At 62.3% G+C, this 18351-nt stretch carries 17 protein-coding genes; 14 read left to right on the top strand and 3 right to left on the bottom strand.

What is annotated here, in order from left to right; translation table 11 throughout:
* Positions 1–6 precede the first annotated feature (6 nt).
* Complete coding sequence (locus J0I42_RS19690; protein ID WP_291657306.1) at positions 7–1119, top strand: divergent polysaccharide deacetylase family protein; 1113 nt, start codon at positions 7–9, stop codon at positions 1117–1119.
* Positions 1116–1640, top strand: coding sequence for an RNA pyrophosphohydrolase (locus J0I42_RS19685; protein WP_291657305.1), 525 nt, complete (start codon positions 1116–1118; stop codon positions 1638–1640). The genes J0I42_RS19690 and J0I42_RS19685 overlap by 4 nt, the downstream gene beginning before the upstream one ends.
* A 7-nt stretch (positions 1641–1647) precedes the next feature.
* On the opposite strand, the gene J0I42_RS19680 is transcribed toward J0I42_RS19685, so the two are convergent.
* Positions 1648–2235, bottom strand: coding sequence for a hypothetical protein (locus tag J0I42_RS19680; RefSeq protein WP_291657303.1), 588 nt, complete (start codon positions 2233–2235; stop codon positions 1648–1650).
* A 1775-nt stretch (positions 2236–4010) separates the two neighbouring features.
* On the opposite strand from J0I42_RS19680, the gene J0I42_RS19675 reads away from it, so the two are divergent.
* The 7 genes from J0I42_RS19675 (at position 4011) to mnhG (ending at position 11590) form a co-directional block, all read left to right on the top strand.
* Positions 4011–4742 (top strand): mechanosensitive ion channel family protein, encoded by a 732-nt coding sequence (locus tag J0I42_RS19675; RefSeq protein ID WP_291657301.1) that lies wholly within the window; start codon positions 4011–4013, stop codon positions 4740–4742.
* Positions 4743–5562: 820 nt separating this feature from the next.
* Positions 5563–8466, top strand: coding sequence for a monovalent cation/H+ antiporter subunit A (locus J0I42_RS19670; protein WP_291657300.1), 2904 nt, complete (start codon positions 5563–5565; stop codon positions 8464–8466).
* Positions 8457–8798 (top strand): Na+/H+ antiporter subunit C, encoded by a 342-nt coding sequence (locus J0I42_RS19665; protein ID WP_291657298.1) that lies wholly within the window; start codon positions 8457–8459, stop codon positions 8796–8798. Before J0I42_RS19670 ends, J0I42_RS19665 begins: the two co-directional genes overlap by 10 nt.
* Entirely contained in the window at positions 8798–10438 is a 1641-nt protein-coding gene (locus J0I42_RS19660) for a monovalent cation/H+ antiporter subunit D (RefSeq protein ID WP_291657297.1), read from the top strand. The genes J0I42_RS19665 and J0I42_RS19660 overlap by 1 nt, the downstream gene beginning before the upstream one ends.
* Positions 10435–10920, top strand: coding sequence for a Na+/H+ antiporter subunit E (locus tag J0I42_RS19655; RefSeq protein WP_291657296.1), 486 nt, complete (start codon positions 10435–10437; stop codon positions 10918–10920). The genes J0I42_RS19660 and J0I42_RS19655 overlap by 4 nt, the downstream gene beginning before the upstream one ends.
* Positions 10917–11198: a K+/H+ antiporter subunit F gene (locus tag J0I42_RS19650; protein ID WP_291657295.1), complete on the top strand. Its 282-nt coding sequence runs from the start codon at positions 10917–10919 to the stop codon at positions 11196–11198. Before J0I42_RS19655 ends, J0I42_RS19650 begins: the two co-directional genes overlap by 4 nt.
* Positions 11195–11590 (top strand): monovalent cation/H(+) antiporter subunit G, encoded by a 396-nt coding sequence (gene mnhG, locus J0I42_RS19645; RefSeq protein WP_291657294.1) that lies wholly within the window; start codon positions 11195–11197, stop codon positions 11588–11590. The genes J0I42_RS19650 and mnhG overlap by 4 nt, the downstream gene beginning before the upstream one ends.
* A gap of 57 nt (positions 11591–11647) precedes the next feature.
* Here the strand turns inward: mnhG and J0I42_RS19640 are convergent, their stop codons facing one another.
* On the bottom strand, positions 11648–11971 hold the full coding sequence (locus J0I42_RS19640; RefSeq protein WP_291657293.1) for an XRE family transcriptional regulator: 324 nt from the start codon (positions 11969–11971) through the stop codon (positions 11648–11650).
* 630 nt (positions 11972–12601) lie between these two features.
* Here J0I42_RS19640 and rnk point away from each other — a divergent pair.
* Positions 12602–13015 (top strand): nucleoside diphosphate kinase regulator, encoded by a 414-nt coding sequence (gene rnk, locus J0I42_RS19635; RefSeq protein WP_291657292.1) that lies wholly within the window; start codon positions 12602–12604, stop codon positions 13013–13015.
* Positions 13016–13754: 739 nt separating this feature from the next.
* Positions 13755–14840, top strand: a complete 1086-nt coding sequence (locus tag J0I42_RS19630) for an ABC transporter substrate-binding protein (protein ID WP_291657289.1) — start codon at positions 13755–13757, stop codon at positions 14838–14840.
* 476 nt (positions 14841–15316) lie between these two features.
* On the opposite strand, the gene J0I42_RS19625 is transcribed toward J0I42_RS19630, so the two are convergent.
* Complete coding sequence (locus J0I42_RS19625; protein WP_291657287.1) at positions 15317–16204, bottom strand: LysR family transcriptional regulator; 888 nt, start codon at positions 16202–16204, stop codon at positions 15317–15319.
* Between the two features lie 107 nt (positions 16205–16311).
* Here J0I42_RS19625 and J0I42_RS19620 point away from each other — a divergent pair, with 107 nt between their 5' ends.
* The 3 genes from J0I42_RS19620 (at position 16312) to J0I42_RS19610 (ending at position 18286) form a co-directional block, all read left to right on the top strand.
* A complete protein-coding gene (locus tag J0I42_RS19620; protein WP_291657286.1) occupies positions 16312–16647 on the top strand; it encodes a hypothetical protein in 336 nt (111 codons plus the stop codon).
* Positions 16648–16737: 90 nt separating this feature from the next.
* Positions 16738–17517 (top strand): ABC transporter ATP-binding protein, encoded by a 780-nt coding sequence (locus tag J0I42_RS19615; RefSeq protein WP_291657284.1) that lies wholly within the window; start codon positions 16738–16740, stop codon positions 17515–17517.
* Positions 17510–18286 carry an ABC transporter permease gene (locus J0I42_RS19610; protein ID WP_291657282.1) on the top strand — a complete coding sequence of 259 codons (777 nt, stop codon included), beginning with the start codon at positions 17510–17512 and terminating at the stop codon, positions 18284–18286. The genes J0I42_RS19615 and J0I42_RS19610 overlap by 8 nt, the downstream gene beginning before the upstream one ends.
* The last annotated feature ends 65 nt before the right edge of the window (positions 18287–18351 follow it).

Raw genomic sequence — 18351 nt, 5'->3', positions numbered from 1 at the left:
GTCGGCATGGTCATTCTGGGACTGGCGCTGACAGTGGCGCTACGCCGCGATCCCGATGGCGGCGAGCCGATAGCCGTGGCCGCGATTGAGAAACGCGTCGCTCCGATCTCCTCCGTACCCGCCAGCAACAGTGCGGCCCCGTCCGCGCCGCAAGGGCCGGCCAGCGCTGCCCAGCTCGAGAACAGTGCAGGTGTGACCGTGACGCGTGCCGGCGAGGATGCGCCGGACGCCATCGTCATCACAATCCCCAGCGAAGACCGTGCGACCAAGCTCGCGCCTGCCCCCGACAGCCGCCTCGTCGAACGGTCGCGCTACGGCCTGCTGCCGAAATCCGGCCCCGAAGGCGCGACGCCGGCAAGGGTCTATGCCCGCCCGCTAGGGCCCGAGCCGCAAGCGAAACCGGCCGGGCGGATCGCCCTGCTCGTCGGCGGGCTCGGCATCAGCCAGAGCGGCACGGCCGACGCGATCGCCAAACTGCCGGCACCGATCTCGCTCGCCTTCGCTCCCTATGGCTCCGAACTCGAACGCACAGTCCAGCGCGCCCGCGGCGAAGGCCACGAGGTCTTCCTGCAACTGCCGATGGAGCCGTTCGACTATCCCGACAACGACCCCGGCCCGCATACGCTGCTGACCGGCCCGAAGGCGCCCGACAATATCGACAAGCTGCATTGGGCGCTCGGGCGCTTCACCGGCTATGTCGGCATCGTCAACTTCCTCGGCGGCCGCTTCACCGCCGACGAGAATGCCCTCTCTCCGGTTCTGCGCGAACTCGCCGGCCGCGGTCTGATGGTCGTCGACGACGGCTCCTCCGCGCGCAGCCTGCTCGCCGGCTCGGCCGACCGCGCCCGCATTCCCGCTCTGAAGATCGATCGCGTCATCGATGGCATCACACGCGCCGACGCGATCGACAAGGAGCTGGCTGCGCTCGAAAACATCGCCCGCGAGCAGGGCATCGCGGTCGCCGCCGCCAGCGCGTTGCCCATTTCGATCGACCGGATCAACCGCTGGGCGCAGTCCCTGGAAGCCAAGAAGCTCGTGATCGTCCCGGTGAGCGCCGCACGCGGCTTCCGCTCGCCCAAGAGCACCGGATCGATCAAGCCCACCGGATCGCCGAGATGACCGACAAGCCCCCCGAAGGCTACCGCCCCTGCGTGGGCCTGGCCCTGTTCAATGCGGCAGGGCTGGTTTTCGTGGGTCGGCGGGCCGACAAGACCAAGCGTGAGCATGTCGCTCCGGGCCATGCCTGGCAGATGCCGCAGGGTGGCATCGATGATGGCGAGACACCACTGGAAGCGGCCCGCCGCGAACTTGCCGAGGAAACCAATGTGACTTCGGTCGAACTCCTGGCCGAGGCGCCGGGCTGGCTCGCCTACGATCTGCCCGTCGATATCGGCAAGGAAGCCTGGAAGGGCCGCTGGCGGGGCCAGGCCCAAAAATGGTTCGCCTTCCGTTTTTTGGGCTCAGAGGATGAGATCGACATCCTGACCCCGGCCTGTGGCCACAAGCCTGAATTCGACGCCTGGCGCTGGACAAGACTCGACGAGACGCCGGACCTCATCATCCCCTTCAAGCAGGTGGTCTACCGGCAGGTCGCGGCTCATTTCGCGCCCTTCGCGGGCAGGGCTGACAAGAAGGACTGAGCTCGCTTCAGCCCACCGTGTAGACGATGCGGCCGATCCAGTAGACCTGATAGAGGATATGCACGCTCGCGAGCGCGATATGCACGCTGTGTCGCGCCGTGACATAGGCGATGAGGCAGAGTGCCAGCCCGATCGGCACCTGCACGAGATAGTCGCCGCTGAGTTGACTCCAGTGTTTCGCCCCCTTGATCAGGGTATCGATGACGTCGAGCACGAAGGCCGCCGCCAGCAGGCCGAAGAACCAGCGCCGGCGCCTGATGAAGTAATCCTCATAACCGGCGTATTCGGCGATGTTGTCCGGGAACAGCAGCGCGGAGATCAGGTAGAGCACGACTGCATAGCCGATCAGGAACAGATAGGCGCCGAAGCGCCAGACCGGGATGCGCGACAGCCCGAACTCCCACCACCAGAACAGCACCAGCTCGAGCAGGATTGAGCCGACCCAGAGCATGTGGAGCAGCGAGACGCGATAACGCCCGGGATGCTGGATGAAACCGGCGATTCCGGCCAGCATCCGTGTAATGCCCAGGCCAATGACCATGCCCAGGACGATGCGAATATGAGTGAAGAGTTCGTGCGGCGAGACGGTCTCCATGCTCCGTGCTTAGAGCATCCACCGCGCCGCTGGCCACAGATTTCAGGAGGCTGGCGCAGCAATCGCCAAGATGAGGGAATTTTGTGTGCCAGAACCGGTAAATCGACGAGCGTCGGAAACGCATCTTGTCGGCATCGAGCGTGCGACGATCGATTCGCAGCGCACAACGCCTGGTTCGACCGGCGCGATGCGTCCATTTCCGTGCAACCGAGCTTCGCGCTCCTCCCCACTCCGCTTCAAATTCCGGGACCCTGCAGCAGCGGTTTCCGCCGGACCGCCTGATCACCTTCCGGCGAGAGAGCCAAGGTGCGCGCGGTCCTGACGAGCGCTGCAACAGGACATATCCGGCGGCTTGGCCTCAACTCCCCGGCGCCGAAGTCGAACGGCAGACGTTCCGTTGATATGGATTGGCTTTGCGAGGCTTCCGCTCGATCGCTTTGTCGCTCGACACGTCTCGACCGCGCATGGGGCGCATCGATGTAGCGGCGGCGTTTGGCAGTACACAGGAAAAGGCGACGCCGGATCGTCGCCCTGATCTGGTGCAGGCTTGACGGCTTGTTCACAGCCAGACAGCGATCTCTGAAACGTCAGATAGCCGCTCGGTGCTCGCGGTCCAGCGGCAACCGCGGCGCGGATGCGGATCTCGCTCTCCAGGCCGCATACGACCTGCATCGGCCGGCGGCGCAAGGCCGGTCGCCCGGCGCGCATTCTGCAGGACGCGTCAACCGCTTACGACGACATCCGAATAATCGAAGCTTCGTCTATCCGTGTTCACCAGCGTACCGCTGACGACCCAAGAACGACGGAGCGATCCCGTTGCATGGATCGCGCGCGCCGCAGCCTGACCACCAAGATTTGCTTTGCCGTTGCTGCCCGAGGTCACGCGATCAGTTAGAAGCTGACCAAGGACCAACTCATCACGGTCGCCCGGCCGCCGACATGCTGGACATGATCATGCCGAACAAAATCCTTCTCGCCGACAGAGCCTATCCATGGCGACACCTTTGCAAGGCGAATTACCGTCTATGGACTATGATGCAAAATTAATTCGCCTCAAATAGAAATTTAATATTGAAATACCCAAGTTTTGCTTTGAAACGTGAAAAATCCTACACAGACCGTTTCTGAAAATGTATTCAGGATCATAATATATTATGAGAAATACTAAAGCTAAATCTATTTTAGACGATAAAATGTTGGAAGATTGAATTTCGATATTTGTTTAAAAATAATAATTTTTTTTAAAGTGCTTGAAAAATATCATAATTTAATACATAGATTATATTTACAAAAATAACATGAATAAAAAATAGAACTACTTCCAAGTGCAATGCCGCGAAATCTATCATACGCCAAATTTATTCAAAAGAACGAGCCCGTAAAAGGCCTTCGCGCATCCGATGCGTGCACTCAGAAAGGATACCAGTGTCAATTCAATTCAACCCGACTTGCGCAAGTTGCAGCCGTCGCTTGCCGCTGGCGGCAGTGCGCTGTCCGTGGTGTAGGCTTCGCGTGAGCCCGTTCACACAAATCGGCCTGCCGGGGGGAGAACGGCACCTGGCCAATCCGGCGGGATACGCTCGCAGCTCCGCAGCACAGCCGTCAAACTGGCAGACGAGCCGTTCATGAGGTCACATAGAACCTCTCGCCGCCGCCTGATCTGGCCCACAGCGGCCATGGTAGCGAGCATTGGGACCTATCTCATACACCAGCCTGCCCTCGATGCGATCCACCCGGGTATCGAGCCCAATGCCATCAGGCTTCTTTCGGGCGCAATGAGCTATTTCACGGCAGCCTGGCTGGGCGGCCGCCTGATCGGTATCGCTCTCGAGCGCGCTGGACCGAACCAGCGGCGGGTGCCGCGGCTGCTTCAGGAGCTGGTTTCGGCCGCTCTTTTTCTGGCCGCCGCAATCGCGACCATCATTCTGGTATTCGGCCAGTCTGTCAGCGGCGCGCTCGCGGGGTCCGGGCTCGTTCTAGCGATCCTCGGTTTCGCAATCCGGAACGCCCTGGCCGACGTACTTTCCGGGATCGCACTGGGGCTGGAAGCACCTTACCGCATCGGGGACTGGGTCGAAATCGACACCAGCATCCGCGGGAGGATCGTGGAGATCGGGTGGCGTACGACCAGGCTTCTTACACGGGACGAAACCTACACCATCCTGCCAAACAGCCAGATCGCCCGGCAGCGTCTGACCAACTATAGCGCCCCGCGTCAACGCTACCGGTCAAAGGTCCAGATCGTGCTCGATCACGATGTACCGGTCGATGAAGCCAAAAAGCTTCTCGCAGAGGCGTCTGCCGGACCATCGGTGATCCTGCCGAGTCCAGCACCCGACGTAAGGGTCGTATCCTATGACGGCGATGGCATTCGATATGCCGTTCGCTTCTGGGTGCCCAGCTTTGCGGAAGAGATCGACTGCCGGGATGCGGTCTTCTCGGCAATCGACGTGGCGGTCAGGTCGAGTGGGCTCCGGCCGCCGGGAACCCGTCTTCGCTTGCTATAGGATCGCACCCCAGGTCGGGGCGCTCACCGGCATGCCGCAAGATCGACGGAGAACTCTTGCCTCCGGATCGGGCCGGGACTGCCGCAGGCGCAAACCCGGCCCGGTCTTCATCGAGTATCTGCCCGGCCGCCGGCGCTCTGCATCGGGCATCTCTTTCCCGGCAGCGCCTGCCGGCCCGGCCGCCGGCGCTCTGCTACGAAGCCGAGATCGAAGTCGGCATGACACGCCCGCCGAATGCAACGTGATCGCGGGAAATGCATTCAGACGGACTATCGGGATCGCCAGAAAATAGACGCTTTCATTGGCAACCCAACAACACATGCTCAGCTACGCATGATGCCGATATCTCCGCTCTCGCCCCGAAATCGACGGCTTTGCCTCAGGGTGGCGGCATCGCGTACCGACCGGTGACACCGCTCATACAGCCACCTTCCCTCAATTTGAACCGCGCCGAACTGCCCGCGGCGGACGGCATCGCAGATCGGAGGGTGACATTCGGGTGCTTCGTCCGCTATCGCATCGAGACAGACAGCGATCTGAAGGGCGGCTCTTGATCGACCAGGACAGGGATATCACCGCCGCGGAAATTTCTATCCTAAGCCCTCGGCTCTGACCGTGTCCGGGCTGTTCACGGGAGATCCAAGCCCCATGATCGGGAGCAACCTCGAAAAGCCGCCCTGGGTCGAGGTGACTGAAGCCGATCCGATGGAGACGGGCAGCGGGCGCGCGATTAGCCGCACACGACGAATATCCGAATCACTCCATTGGTAGATCGCCCTCGACGGGCTAAGAACGCATACCTGCCGATTGATGGAGAACGATGGAGCCTTCCCCGCTAGTCCTGACCCTGGTCTTGCCTTTCCTCGCCAGCCTGGCCGTGGTCGTGGTTCGAGGCGGGCGCGAATCGGCGACCTGGATCACCGGGGCAACCATGATCGCTTGCCTGGTTCTGGCGGCCTCGCTTTATCCATCCGTGAGCGGCGGGAACGTCGTCCGGTACGACATCGAATGGATTCCTTCTCTCGGCCTGAATTTCACGCTGAGGATGGACGGCTTCGCCTGGATCTTTGCCGTCCTCGTCAGCGGCATTGGCGTGCTCGTTGTCATGTACGCCAGATACTATATTTCCGCCGAGGATCCTGTCCGCCGCTTCTACCTTTTCTTCCTCGCCTTCTGTGGCTCGATGCTCGGCGTTGTCCTGGCGGGGAATCTGATTCTGCTGGTCGTGTTCTGGGAGCTGACCAGCATCTTCTCGTTCCTGCTGATCGGTTACTGGCATCACAATCAGGCAGCGCGCGACGGCGCTCGCATGGCCATGACCGTGACGGGCATGGGAGGCCTCGCCCTGTTGGCCGGTGTGCTTCTGCTCGGCCACATCGTCGGCAGCTACGACCTCGACGTCGTGCTTCGATCCGGGGACCGCGTCCGTTCGCATGACCTGTATGTTCCGACGCTCCTGCTCATTCTCCTGGGCACACTGACGAAGAGCGCGCAGTTCCCCTTCCATTTCTGGTTGCCCAACGCCATGGCGGCGCCTACGCCCGTCTCGGCGTTCCTGCATTCGGCCACAATGGTGAAGGCGGGCGTCTTCCTCATGGCGCGGCTATGGCCGGTGCTGGCAGGCACTCAGGAATGGTTCATGATCGTGGGCATCGCCGGAATGGCCTCGCTCGTGCTCGGCGCCTATCTCGCCATGTTCCAGCATGACCTGAAGGGGCTGCTCGCCTATTCGACGATCAGCCATCTCGGCCTGATCACGCTGCTTCTCAGCCTCGGAAGCCCGCTCGCCGCGGTGGCTGCGATCTTCCACATGCTGAATCACGCGGCCTTCAAGGCATCGCTGTTCATGGCGGCCGGCATCATCGACCACGAGACCGGCACGCGCGACCTGCGGCGGCTTTCCGGCCTGTTCCGCTACATGCCGATCACGGGCACGCTGGCCATGGTCGCCAGCGCCGCCATGGCGGGCGTGCCGTTGCTGAACGGCTTCCTGTCGAAGGAGATGTTCTTCGCGGAAGCCGTGGAGACCCACGCCGATTCCTGGCTCGACAAAGCCGCCCCCTATGCGGCAGTTCTCGGCAGCGCGCTGGCCGTGACCTATTCCCTGCGGTTGATCCATTCGATCTTCCTGGGAGCGCCGCCCGAGAGCTTTCCCCGCGAGCCGCATGAACCACCGTTCTGGATGCGCTTCCCGGCCATGTTCCTGGTCGTCGCCTGCCTCGTCATCGGAACGATCCCCGCTCTGACGATCGGTCCCTTCCTCCATGTGGCCGTATCGTCCGTGCTCGGCCCCGCGACGCCGCAATACAGCCTGGCGGTCTGGCACGGGATCAACGTGCCGCTTGTGATGAGCGTCATCGCGCTGGCCGGCGGCGCGCTGCTCTATCTCGTGGCCGGAAACTATCTCGAGCGCACCGAACGCCCGCCGCTTCTCGGCCGGATCGACGGCCAGCGTATCTTCGAGCGGGTGACGGTCGCGATCTCGTGGCGCTGGGCGCGCCTCATCGAGGAGGCATTCGGCACCACGCGCCTCCAGCCGCAGATGCGCCTGGTGGTGGTCGCCGCGATCGCGGCGGGTATCGTCCCTGTCCTCGTCCTGGGCCTCGACTTCGCGTCCACCCGCCATGGAGCCATGGATTTGGCCTTCACGGGCCTCTGGGCGGTAGGCGTGACCTGCGCGATAGCCGCCGCCTATCTGGCCAAATTCCACCGCCTCGCGGCGCTTGCGCTGCTGGGCGGCACGGGGCTCGTGACCTGCCTGACCTTCGTCTGGCTCTCCGCACCGGATCTGGCGGCGACCCAGCTCGTGGTCGAGATCGTGACCACCGTGCTGATCCTGCTCGGCCTGCGCTGGCTGCCCAAACGTTCGCCTGACCTGTCCGAACCGAGCGAATGGCCGTTGCGGCTGCGCCGTTTCCGCGATCTGGCGATCGCTGTCGTGGCCGGCCTGGGAATGGCGGCGATCTCCTACGCCGTGATGACGCGTGCTCCGCCCGATACGATTGCGCGCTTCTTCCTGGAGAAAGCCTATGCGGAGGGCGGCGGCCGAAACGTCGTCAACGTCATCCTCGTCGATTTCCGCGGGTTCGACACGCTCGGAGAGATCACGGTCCTCGGCATCGTCGCGCTGTCCGTGTTTGCGCTGTTGCGGCGCTTCCGCCCCGCGCCGGACACGATCGAGCGTCCCGAGCAGCAGCTCATCCAGCGCTCCTATGACGAGGCCGAGCCCAGCACCGAGGCCGAGGCGACGAAGGAAGAATATCTCTACGTGCCGTCCGTGATCATGCAGTGGATGTTCCCGGTCATCATCGTGCTGGCTGCCTATCTGTTCCTGCGCGGCCACGACGCCCCCGGCGGCGGCTTTGCGGCGGGCGTGGCGATGGCTGCCGGCTTCATCCTGCAATACATGGCGGCAGGGACGGTCTGGGTCGAGAACCGGCTACGCATCCTGCCGGTCGCCTGGATCGGAGGCGGCCTGCTGCTGGCGGCTTTCACCGGCGCGGCCGCGATTCTGTTCGGCGACTCGTTCCTCACCTCCTACTTCCGGTACGCGGAGCTGCCGCTCGTCGGAAAGGTGCCGTTGGCAAGCGCCACCTTCTTCGACCTCGGCGTGTTCAGCCTCGTCGTCGGCGCAACGGTGCTGATGCTGATCGCCATCGCCCACCAATCGATACGCCGCCTGCGCGCGGCCCGCCTTGGAGAGGAACGCCAACGATGGAACTGACGCTCGCGATCGCGATCGGAGCGCTTACGGGATCGGGAGTCTGGCTGGTCCTGCGCCCCCGCACCTATCAGCTCGTCATCGGCCTGTCTCTGCTCTCCTATGCGGTGAATCTCTTCATCTTCAGCATGGGCCGGCTCACCGTCGGCGTGCCGCCGGTGCTCGGCCCCGGCGGCGCCGGGAATCCCTCCGATTATGCCGACCCCGTTCCGCAGGCGCTCGTGCTCACGGCAATCGTCATCGGCTTCGCAACGACCGCATTGCTGCTGGTGGTCTTGCTCGTCGCCCGCGGGCTGGCCGGCAACGACCATGTCGACGGACGAGAGCAGCGCTGATGGAGTGGACGAGGCATCTTCTCATCGTCCCGATCCTGCTGCCGCTCGTCACCGGAGCGGGGCTCCTGCTGATCGACGAGTTGCGCCACACGCTCAAGGCGCTCCTCAGTCTCGTCTCCTGCCTGTTGCTTGCGGTCGCAGCGGCCCTGCTGATGCGCATGGCCGATGGCGTCCCGGGCGAAGGCAGCACCCTCTCCGTCTCCTATGCCGTCGCCAACTGGCCCGCGCCCTTCGCCATCGTGCTCGTGCTCGACCGGCTGGCAGCGTTGATGCTGGCCCTCACCTCGGTCCTGGCCATTGCCGCTCTCGTCTTCTCGATGGCGCGCTGGCATCGCGCCGGGCCGCATTTCCACACGCTTTTCCAGTTCCTGCTCATGGGTCTCGGCGGCGCATTCCTGACCGGCGACCTGTTCAACCTCTTCGTCTTCTTCGAGGTCACACTCGCCGCATCCTACGGGCTGCTGCTGCACGGTTCCGGCGCGTTCAGGGTCCGGGCCGGACTGCACTACATCGCAATCAACCTGGCGGCCTCGCTGCTTTTCCTCGTCGGCGTCAGCCTCATCTATGGCGTCGCCGGGACGCTGAACATGGCCGATCTCGCCATTCGCCTGCCCGGCATCCCCGCCGCCGACCGCGGGCTGGCCTATACGGGCGCGGCGATCCTCGGAATCGCCTTCCTGATCAAGGCGGGGATGTGGCCGCTCTGCTTCTGGCTGCCTTCCGCCTATATGGCGGCCGCCGCTCCGGTCGCGGCAATCTTCGTGGTGCTCACCAAGGTCGGGGCCTATGTGCTCCTGCGCCTGACGCTGCTGCTTTTCGGTGCCCAGGCGGGAGCCGCAGCCGGCTTCGGTGGCCCGGTGCTGCTCTGGGGCGGCATGGCGACCATCGCCTTCGCGACGTTCGGCATGCTGGCGTCTCAGGCGATGGGCAAGCTCGCCGGCTATAGCGTCCTCATCTCGGCGGGTACCTTGCTCGCGGCGACCGGCCTGGGCGATGCTGCAGTCGTCTCGGGCGCCCTGTTCTATCTCGTCAGCTCGACCTTCAGCACCGCAGCCTTCTTCATGCTGATCGAGTTGGTGGAGCGGGCGCGAGCACCTGGCGCCGACCTTCTGGCCGTCACCATGGAAGCCTATGGCGACGAAACCGACGAGGACGAGGTCGAGGACCACGACGACGAAGAAGTCGGCGTGGTCATGCCGGGGGCACTCGCCATCCTCGGCGTATCGTTCGGGTGCGTTGCGCTGCTGCTCGCCGGCCTGCCGCCGCTTTCCGGCTTCATCGCCAAGTTCGCCATGCTGACCGGCATGCTGAACCCCTCCGGGCTGGGCTTGCCGGCTGAAACCCCGCGGCACATCTGGCTGCTGGCCGCACTGATCATCCTGTCCGGCCTGGCGGCATTGATTGCGATGATGCGAACCGGCATCCGGACTTTCTGGGCACCGCTCGAGACGATCGTCCCGCGCGTTCTGGTGGTCGAAGTCGCACCGATCGTCGGATTGCTGGCACTCTGCACATTGCTCGCCGTGCAGGGCGGCGCCCTGCTCGACTACACCGAGGCTGCAGCCCGCGCCCTCCATGCTCCTTCGACCTATATTCAGGGCGTGCTCGGAGCGGGTCATCCTGCGAGCACTTCGCGATGAGCCGTCTGTTGCCGTATCCGATCCTGACCGCCCTGCTGCTGATGATGTGGCTGTTGCTCACATCCTTCTCGGCTGGGCAGTTTCTCCTCGGCGGCGCAGTCGCCGTTGGGGCGTCCCGCGCCATGGCGGCCCTCCAGCCCTCCAGACCACGGCTGAGGCGCTGGCAGCTCCTGCCCAAGCTCCTCGGAATCGTCACGTACGATATCCTGCAGTCGAACATCGCGGTTGCCAGCATCATCCTCAAGGGCAGCCGCCGCAAGCGGGCTCCGGGTTTCGTTGCCATCCCCCTGGATCTGCGCGACAAGACCGGATTGGCCGTCCTCGCCTGCATCGTCACCAGCACACCGGGAACAGCCTGGGTCGAATTCGCGCCCGATACGGGCGTTCTTCTGATCCATGTGCTCGATCTCGTCGACGAAGCCGAATGGGTTTCCCTGATCAAGCACCGCTATGAGGGGCTGCTGATGGAGATATTCGAATGACGGCGGCGATCCTCCTGTGGGCGGTGGCCGCAGCCCAGACCATGCTCGCAGCCGCCATGGGCTGCAGTGCCTACAGACTGATCCGCGGGCCCCGCGCGCAGGATCGCGTCCTGTGCCTCGACGCCATGTATGTCAGTGCGATGCTGCTGGTGCTTACGGTCGGCATCCGCACCGGCAGTTCGATCTATTTCGAGGCGGCCCTGATCATCAGCGTGCTGGGTTTCGTCTCGAGCATCGCGCTCGCCAAGTTCCTGATGCGTGGCGAGGTGATCGAATGAACCATCTGGAGGCCCTTCCCACCTGGGCCGCTCTCCTGACGGCTTTCTTCCTCGTGCTGGGCGCGGGGCTGACCCTCATCGGAGCAATCGGCATCTTGCGCTTCCGCAGCTTCTTCGAGCGGGTTCACGCACCCACGCTGGGCACGAGCTGGGGAACCGGCGCCATACTGCTCGCATCGACGATCTGCTTCTCGGCGCTGGGCTCGCGGCTGATCGTCCACGAGATTCTGATCGGCTTCTTCATCACCGTCACGACGCCGGTCACGCTCATGCTGCTCGCGCGCGCCGCAATCTACCGGAAGCGAACGGAAGGAAAGGGAGAGGTGCCACCCCGCTCCCTGCTGCGCCTGCCCGATCGACCTGCGAGCACATCGACCCCGCCTACGGTTTAGCGTCCCGGCAGATGCCGCAATCGCAGCCGGAACCTCCACAAATTCGAACTGAAAATATCAGGGATTTCCGTCGCTTGCGACGATACCGCCCTCGCCTTCCAGACGCAGGATTTGCTTGACGTCCTGACGGGTGAACTTCAAACGGACCCCGGCCCCCATTCCGTCCCGTTCGTCCAGCACCACGACACCGAAATGCTCGCAAGCACGATGCAGGGCGATCGCCTGTTGTTCTGAATTGACCCGTGCACTGCCGCTGGCCTCGATCCTGTTGACAAGATCAACAGGAAGCCCGGCCGCCCGGGCAAAGACATCTACATTAACCCCGATAAGGTTGCGCGCTGCCGCCACCAGACGGCCGGTGATTTCAATGTCGGCGCCCATATCACTCTCCTTCTATATTAGTTACTTCATAGATAGGGATTATTTTTATTGTTCCTATATAAGGTTGAATCTATACAAAAAATCTCAAGTCTAGAGAATATGCAAATTTGACTTTATATCGATATATTGCTACATTGATCTTATGATGACTTTTGAAATCCTCTTCAGGGGTGCATTGCGCGTTCGCCGGTCGATCGCGAACTAGGCTCTCCGGGCTCGTCGCAATTCGAGTTCGCGGCATGTCGACATCGCCGAACAAGCGCTGTGCTCTGTAACGATGTCCCGTTCTCGGGACGGTACGCCTCGTCATGTTGAGCAGGCCAGCAGAATCTTCCACCGCCGAATCTCACGGCTCGCTCTCGAATGCTGACCCTGGAGACCTCGCTCATGATCGATCGCACGAATCAGCCTGACGACCAGAACGAAGAAAGAGGCTTGCAGGTTCGGACGGCGCCTCACCCGTTTCTGCGCCTCGTAAGCTCACGAGAGGATACCTCTCCGCCCAAACCGACTGATGCCGGTTTCCGCCGGGTGCCCGCTGCGCCGACAGGCGCGGGACCGATCGATGAGGATGATGATCCGGGTCCGAGCGCAGCCTGAGCAACCAAGCACGAGACAAAGGAGGACACAGTGGCGATTGTTCGTTCCGGCGCGCCGCGCGTGCGTTTGAGCGCGGCTGATTACGAGCGGCTGAGTCGTCTCGCACGCTCGGCCGAGCGTGCGGCGCCGGACCTGGCAGATGCTCTCGGCAAGGAGCTTGAGCGGGCTCAAGTCCTGAAACCGGGCCGTTATCCTGTCGATGTCGTCTGCATGGGCAGCGAAGTCGTGTATCGCGACGAAACCACGGGAAAAAGCCAAACCGTGACGATGGCCTACCCGGACGCGGCAGATAAGGCTTCAGGCAGGATCTCGATCCTGACGCCCATCGGCACGGCTCTGATCGGCCTCTCCGTTGGCGCCGCGATGAACTGGGAAACCCGTTCGGGCGAGATGAAACGCCTGACCGTCCTGGGTGTCCGCGAGCCGCACCCGACCTACGCTTGAGGCCATCCAAGGGGGAAGCGAAACGGTGATACCCCCGAGCGGCGATCCGATCATGCCGGGTGGACTCATCTGGACTGAGCAGGTCACCTCCGGAGGCGGAAGAAGATCAACGGAGAGTCCGCGCCGATGGCCGTCGCCGTGGTTGCATGCGGCGACCGATGAACGACGCCACGCGCTTAGGCGCTGCCCGGCCTAAACAGAAAGCGCGAGGGAAGCTCCCGCAGGTTTCCTGCGCCATGACGTCAATCGCACAAGGCAGGATGTGCCACCGCATCGTCGGTAACGCTGGTATGCCACAGCGCCCGGCATCGCGGCGCGGGTGAACCGGCAGAGCCCCCTACACAGCGATTCAACAGGCTCCGGGACAGTTGCAAAGCCACGCAGGCGCCTCCAGCGGGTTGTCGCCGACTGCCTGTTGCTGGCATCGCCGGGCCTCTCCGACACGGAAGCAGCTCGTTTGAGGATAATCGTGCATTTTCGAGCAGTTGACCGTCATCGATCACGGCCCGCCAGGCATAGGGCGCTTCCGGCCGACGATAAGCGTGCTTCTGGCGTATTTCGAGCGCAGCAGCCTCCGCTTTGCGGGAGCGGAATACAATGAGACGAAAACCGCGAGCGGCCCCACGATTCGGGAAATCGCGGAACCGCTCCAGGCTCACGCAGGTTTTTCGCTTCCGCACCGCGACGCACATTCCCGCATGCATCCAACCTTAACAGGTTGTTATGGGTTCACATTAAAATGGCATGCCTCGGAATTTCATGTTGCCAGCTAGCGTCTCCGTGTATTGGCTTCCCGCAACGGCGGGCAGTGCGCGAGGAGAAGGCCCCTATGACATCAAAGTTCATCACCGGAATGCTTGTTGCCGGCATGATCGGCGCCGGAACTGTTTCTGCTGCAGCCGCGGAAAAAATGCATCTGGCGCTCGATTTCCTGCCGGGCCCTGGCTACTCGGCCTATTTTTTTGGGGTCCAGTCCGGCATCTACGAGAAGCACGGGATTGAGCTGCGTATCACCAAGGGCCTGGGCTCGGGCGATACACTGATGAAGCTGGCAGGCGGCGCAGCCGATGTCGGCCTGGCGGATGCATCGGCTCTGTTCACGGCGCGCGCGCAGCAGAAACTGCCCGTCAAGATGATCGCAACCGTGCAGAGCACGTCGCCGCATTCCTTGTTCGTCATGACCGATTCCGGCATCACCAATTTCTCCGGCCTCGAAAACAAGAAAATTGGAATCACGCCGGGCAACAGCCACAAGCTCTACTTTCCCGAGATCGCCAAACGGTCGGGGACAGATGCTGACAAGATTCGTTGGGTGACGGTCGATGCCGCATCCATGGGCCCATTGCTGATCAGCGGCCAGATCGATGCTGCTCCGTTCTATGCGTCTCACTATTACTTCATCAACAAGCAAGCCAAGAAGGTCGGGAAGGAGATCCGCGTCCTGCCGTTCTCCGATGTCGGCTTCTCGATCTACTCGAACGCCGTGCATGCCTCGGAAAAGATGATCAAGGATCGCCCGGAGATGCTTCGCGCCTTCGTTGCGGCGACGCTCGAAGCCTGGCATGGAGCCCAGAAGGACCCCGAAGCCGCCTGCAAGGCAACGGTCAAGATGAACCCTGAGGTCATCCTCGAGGATTGCCTCGGCACCTTCAGCCTCGTCCTGAAATACGTCTTCAACGATGTCGCGGCAAAGGACGGTCTCGGCGGCATCAACGATGCCAGGTTGAAGGAGACCTATGCCATCGTCGCAAAGGCTCAGGAACTCGATCCGAACGCCAACCCCAGCGACGCGGTCGACACAAGCTTCTTGCCGACCAAGAAGTAAACAGAGCCCGCGCCGAGCACGCCGTTCGGACACATGATCCGGCATGTCCGGTCCGCGCACGAGACCTGTTGGCCTCGTGCGCTTTCTGCCTTCCCGGAATCGCCGCTCCGATATTCTTTTTGAGCCGATCATGCCGAAGAAGCCGGCAACCGGATCGGCTGTGCAGCAAACAATCCCCGATAACCGGTGTCGGCGCACAGGGCGAACCTATCCATCGGGATCGCTGCGCGCGCGATCCATGGCCTGCTTGGCTGCTCGGCTGTTCCGTTACCCACTCCGGCGCCGCCGATATGCCGCTTTCAGGCATAACCCGACTTGCCGGCCGTCCCGCGCTCCCAAGCCTGCTCGATGAAAGAACAGCTCCGAGAGGCGCTTCCGCCGGCTTTCCCCGGCTTTTCGGGTTGGCGCATCGGCAAAGTCGATGCTTTCCATCGCCCAACGCGCTTGCGATCCGCCCTCAGGCCTGCCGGGCTACGTCAACCCTGCGCCAGTTCGCGCACGATTTCGACGAAGTCCAGCGCGAGACGTGACAGCGGCGCTGTACCTGCATTTACAGCGGTCAAGGTGATCGGCACCAGCGGCTCGACGGGTCGCACGATCAGATCCGACGAGAGAACACCGCGAGCCGCGAACTCGTCGACGAGCGCAACTCCCGCTCCTGCTGCGACAAGCGAGCAGGCGACTTGAGTAAGCCTCACCTCGATCGCGATATCGGGCTGGCGATCCGTGTCTTTGAAGGCTTCCGCGACCAGGGCTCCATAGGGGCTCTCGCGCGAGTAGCCGATCAGCGGATAACCGGCGATATCGGCTGCCGTGACGGTCGCCAATCGCTCGAGCGGATGTCCAGCCGGCGCAACGCAGACCAGACGGCTATCGGCGATCTTCGTCGCCTGGAGGCTTGGATGGGTGATCGGCAGGATGGTCAGCGCGATGTCAGCATGCCCTGAAATCAGCTGGCGGGTGACTTCTTCCATCGTCAGAATCTCGAGCCGGAAAAGTACCTCCGGCTGGCGCCGCCGAAACTCGGCGATTGCCTTCGGCGCCAGCAGGTGGCCAGGACTCGTGCTTGCCACCACGCTGAGATAACCCGTGCTCCGCCGTAGCAGGTCGCGCGCCAGATCATTGACACGCTGGACGCCGCGATAGACGTCGTCGACCTCCTGGAACAGGCGCTGCGCCTCCGGCGTCGGATGCAGCCGCCCCTTTCGCCGCTCGAACAGGCGTGCCTGCAGCCGGTCTTCCGTATGCGCGACAAGGCGGCTGACGGCCGGCTGCGACACTCTCAACAACCGCGCCGCCCCGCTGATCGCCCCCGTGACCATGACGGCTCGGAAAACCTCGATCTGCCGGAGGTTGAGGGGCATGGGGGCTCTTAACACCATGTTATGCCCCTAGCGCAATTTCGCATGAATGCAATACCACACTTTGACGGTAGGGTTTGACAGCACAATAAATCGGGCAAGCGACGGGAATGAGCGGTTTCGGCCTTGAAATAGCTGGCGATGGCGGCCTTGCCGATCGCATTATTCATGATCGCGCTGTGGCAACTCGGGATCGACGGCTCTTCCAAGCCAATATCGGCTCCTCGCCGCAACGCAGCAGCCGACGCGCTTCGCGCGAATATCGGATCACCCGCGACGGCGATGCGCAGGCCCGGCCCTCACTCAGCGCGTCGACCCGCATTCCGCGTAACGCCGACCTCTGGAATCCTGCGCAGGAGGCGCCTCGCACTCCAACAACTCAACAAACACAACTTACTATAATTGCGCTTCCTGATCGTAAATATCTCGATATCTGGACAATCTAGGAAATCAAAGAGGAATAATTCCGATACGGAATCGCCTCTGCGTATGACGATTCCTACGGTTATTAATCAGAATGGGCGGGAGAATATTGTATGATTGAAGTATCGGACCTGTCACAGGTCTTCGTGGCTGAAGACGGCGGCAAGGTCACAGCGCTCACCGACGTCTCCCTGGACATCGCCGACAATGAGATCGTTACCATCGTCGGCCCTTCCGGCTGCGGCAAGTCGACCTTGTTGCGGCTGATTTCAGGGTTGATCAAGCCGTCGGGTGGCTCTGTCGTCATTGACGGGGAGACGGTCAAAGAACCTCGCGCCGACATGGGCATCGTGTTTCAGGCACCCACGCTTCTGCCCTGGGCCACCATTCTCGACAATGTGCTGTTCCCCCTGAAGATGATGGGCAGGCTGGACGCCAAGGCTACGGAACGCGCCAAAAGCCTGCTGACCATGGTTGGGCTGGGCGATTTCATGCAGCATCGGCCACGGCAATTGTCAGGCGGCATGCAACAGCGCGCCGCCATCTGCCGGGCGCTTGTCCATCAGCCGAAGCTGATTCTGATGGATGAGCCCTTCGGAGCGCTCGACGCCCTCACCCGCGAGCAGATGTCGATCGAGCTGCTGCGCATCTGGAATGCCGACAAGAAAACAATCCTCTTCGTTACCCATTCGATTCCGGAGGCCGTCCTCCTCGGCGACAGGGTCGTGGTCATGTCCCCGCGACCCGGCCGGATTGCGGAGATCGTGACCGTACCGCTGTCGCGCCCGCGTGATTTCGAATCCGAAGAAGATCCCGAGTTCCGTCGCTGCTGCAATCGGATCCGCAATCTGATCTACAACCCCAATCTCACGGCCGGGGCTCGTCATGCATAAATACAAAAAGGCTATCCGCGAGATTGGTATCCCCGCTGTCACATTGCTGCTTCTGGGCTGTTTCTGGGAACTCAGCGTCAAGATCTTCACGATCCCGGAATATCTTCTTCCGGCCCCGAGCAAGATCTGGAACGACACGACAGTCCTGGGATGGAATCTCATTCATCACATCGCCTCGACATTACGCACGATCGGCCTGGGCTTTACGCTGGCGCTTTGCGTCAGCCTGCCGCTGGCGATCACGATCGCCTATTCGCGCATAATGTCGGTGGCGATCTATCCACTATTGGTGTTGACGCAGTCGGTTCCAAAGGTGGCCTTGGCTCCGATTCTCATCGTGATGCTGGGAGCGAACGATCTTCCGAAGATCATCGTCACCTTCCTGATCTCCTTCTTTCCCCTCGTCATCTCGATCACGACCGGGCTGGTCTCCGTGCCGCCGGAATACATCGAACTGGCCCGCTCCGTCAGGGCATCGCGCGTGCGGGAATTGCTGAGCATTCGCCTGCCTTACGCAATCCCGTTCATCTTCTCCGGTATCAAGGTAGCGATCACGCTGGCCGTTGTCGGCGCCGTGGTGGGTGAATTCGTCGCGGCCGAAAACGGGCTCGGATACCTGATCACCTCGTCGATGGCCTACTTCAAGACGCCCGTCGCGTTCGGCGCAATTCTGATCCTGGCTTTGACCAGCATCAGCCTCTTCCAGACGGTCGTGCTCATCGAGCATTTCCTGTTCCCCTGGGCTAGGCCGGTCGAGCGCCAGCGCTGATGCAGCCATCCCGTTCGAGCGGCAGGTGCGGTGCGTAGGCCGCGTCTGCCGCTCGCGAAAACACT

Origin of the sequence: Allobosea sp. (assembly GCF_017308015.1) — a bacterium.
Classification (GTDB): domain Bacteria; phylum Pseudomonadota; class Alphaproteobacteria; order Rhizobiales; family Beijerinckiaceae; genus Allobosea.
The sequence above is the reverse complement of the archived record's forward strand: the minus strand, read 5'-3'. Positions and strand labels throughout refer to the sequence as shown.

Bases quoted from the DNA above. Each gene is read 5' to 3' on its own strand.
- J0I42_RS19690 (WP_291657306.1), top strand. From the start codon at position 7: ATGGTCATTCTGGGACTGGCGCTGACAGTGGCGCTACGCCGCGATCCC.
- J0I42_RS19685 (WP_291657305.1), top strand. From the start codon at position 1,116: ATGACCGACAAGCCCCCCGAAGGCTACCGCCCCTGCGTGGGCCTGGCC.
- J0I42_RS19680 (WP_291657303.1), bottom strand. From the start codon at position 2,235: ATGGAGACCGTCTCGCCGCACGAACTCTTCACTCATATTCGCATCGTC.
- J0I42_RS19675 (WP_291657301.1), top strand. From the start codon at position 4,011: ATGAGCTATTTCACGGCAGCCTGGCTGGGCGGCCGCCTGATCGGTATC.
- J0I42_RS19670 (WP_291657300.1), top strand. From the start codon at position 5,563: ATGGAGCCTTCCCCGCTAGTCCTGACCCTGGTCTTGCCTTTCCTCGCC.
- J0I42_RS19665 (WP_291657298.1), top strand. From the start codon at position 8,457: ATGGAACTGACGCTCGCGATCGCGATCGGAGCGCTTACGGGATCGGGA.
- J0I42_RS19660 (WP_291657297.1), top strand. From the start codon at position 8,798: ATGGAGTGGACGAGGCATCTTCTCATCGTCCCGATCCTGCTGCCGCTC.
- J0I42_RS19655 (WP_291657296.1), top strand. From the start codon at position 10,435: ATGAGCCGTCTGTTGCCGTATCCGATCCTGACCGCCCTGCTGCTGATG.
- J0I42_RS19650 (WP_291657295.1), top strand. From the start codon at position 10,917: ATGACGGCGGCGATCCTCCTGTGGGCGGTGGCCGCAGCCCAGACCATG.
- mnhG (WP_291657294.1), top strand. From the start codon at position 11,195: ATGAACCATCTGGAGGCCCTTCCCACCTGGGCCGCTCTCCTGACGGCT.
- J0I42_RS19640 (WP_291657293.1), bottom strand. From the start codon at position 11,971: ATGGGCGCCGACATTGAAATCACCGGCCGTCTGGTGGCGGCAGCGCGC.
- J0I42_RS19630 (WP_291657289.1), top strand. From the start codon at position 13,755: ATGGCATGCCTCGGAATTTCATGTTGCCAGCTAGCGTCTCCGTGTATT.
- J0I42_RS19625 (WP_291657287.1), bottom strand. From the start codon at position 16,204: ATGCCCCTCAACCTCCGGCAGATCGAGGTTTTCCGAGCCGTCATGGTC.
- J0I42_RS19620 (WP_291657286.1), top strand. From the start codon at position 16,312: ATGAGCGGTTTCGGCCTTGAAATAGCTGGCGATGGCGGCCTTGCCGAT.
- J0I42_RS19615 (WP_291657284.1), top strand. From the start codon at position 16,738: ATGATTGAAGTATCGGACCTGTCACAGGTCTTCGTGGCTGAAGACGGC.
- J0I42_RS19610 (WP_291657282.1), top strand. From the start codon at position 17,510: ATGCATAAATACAAAAAGGCTATCCGCGAGATTGGTATCCCCGCTGTC.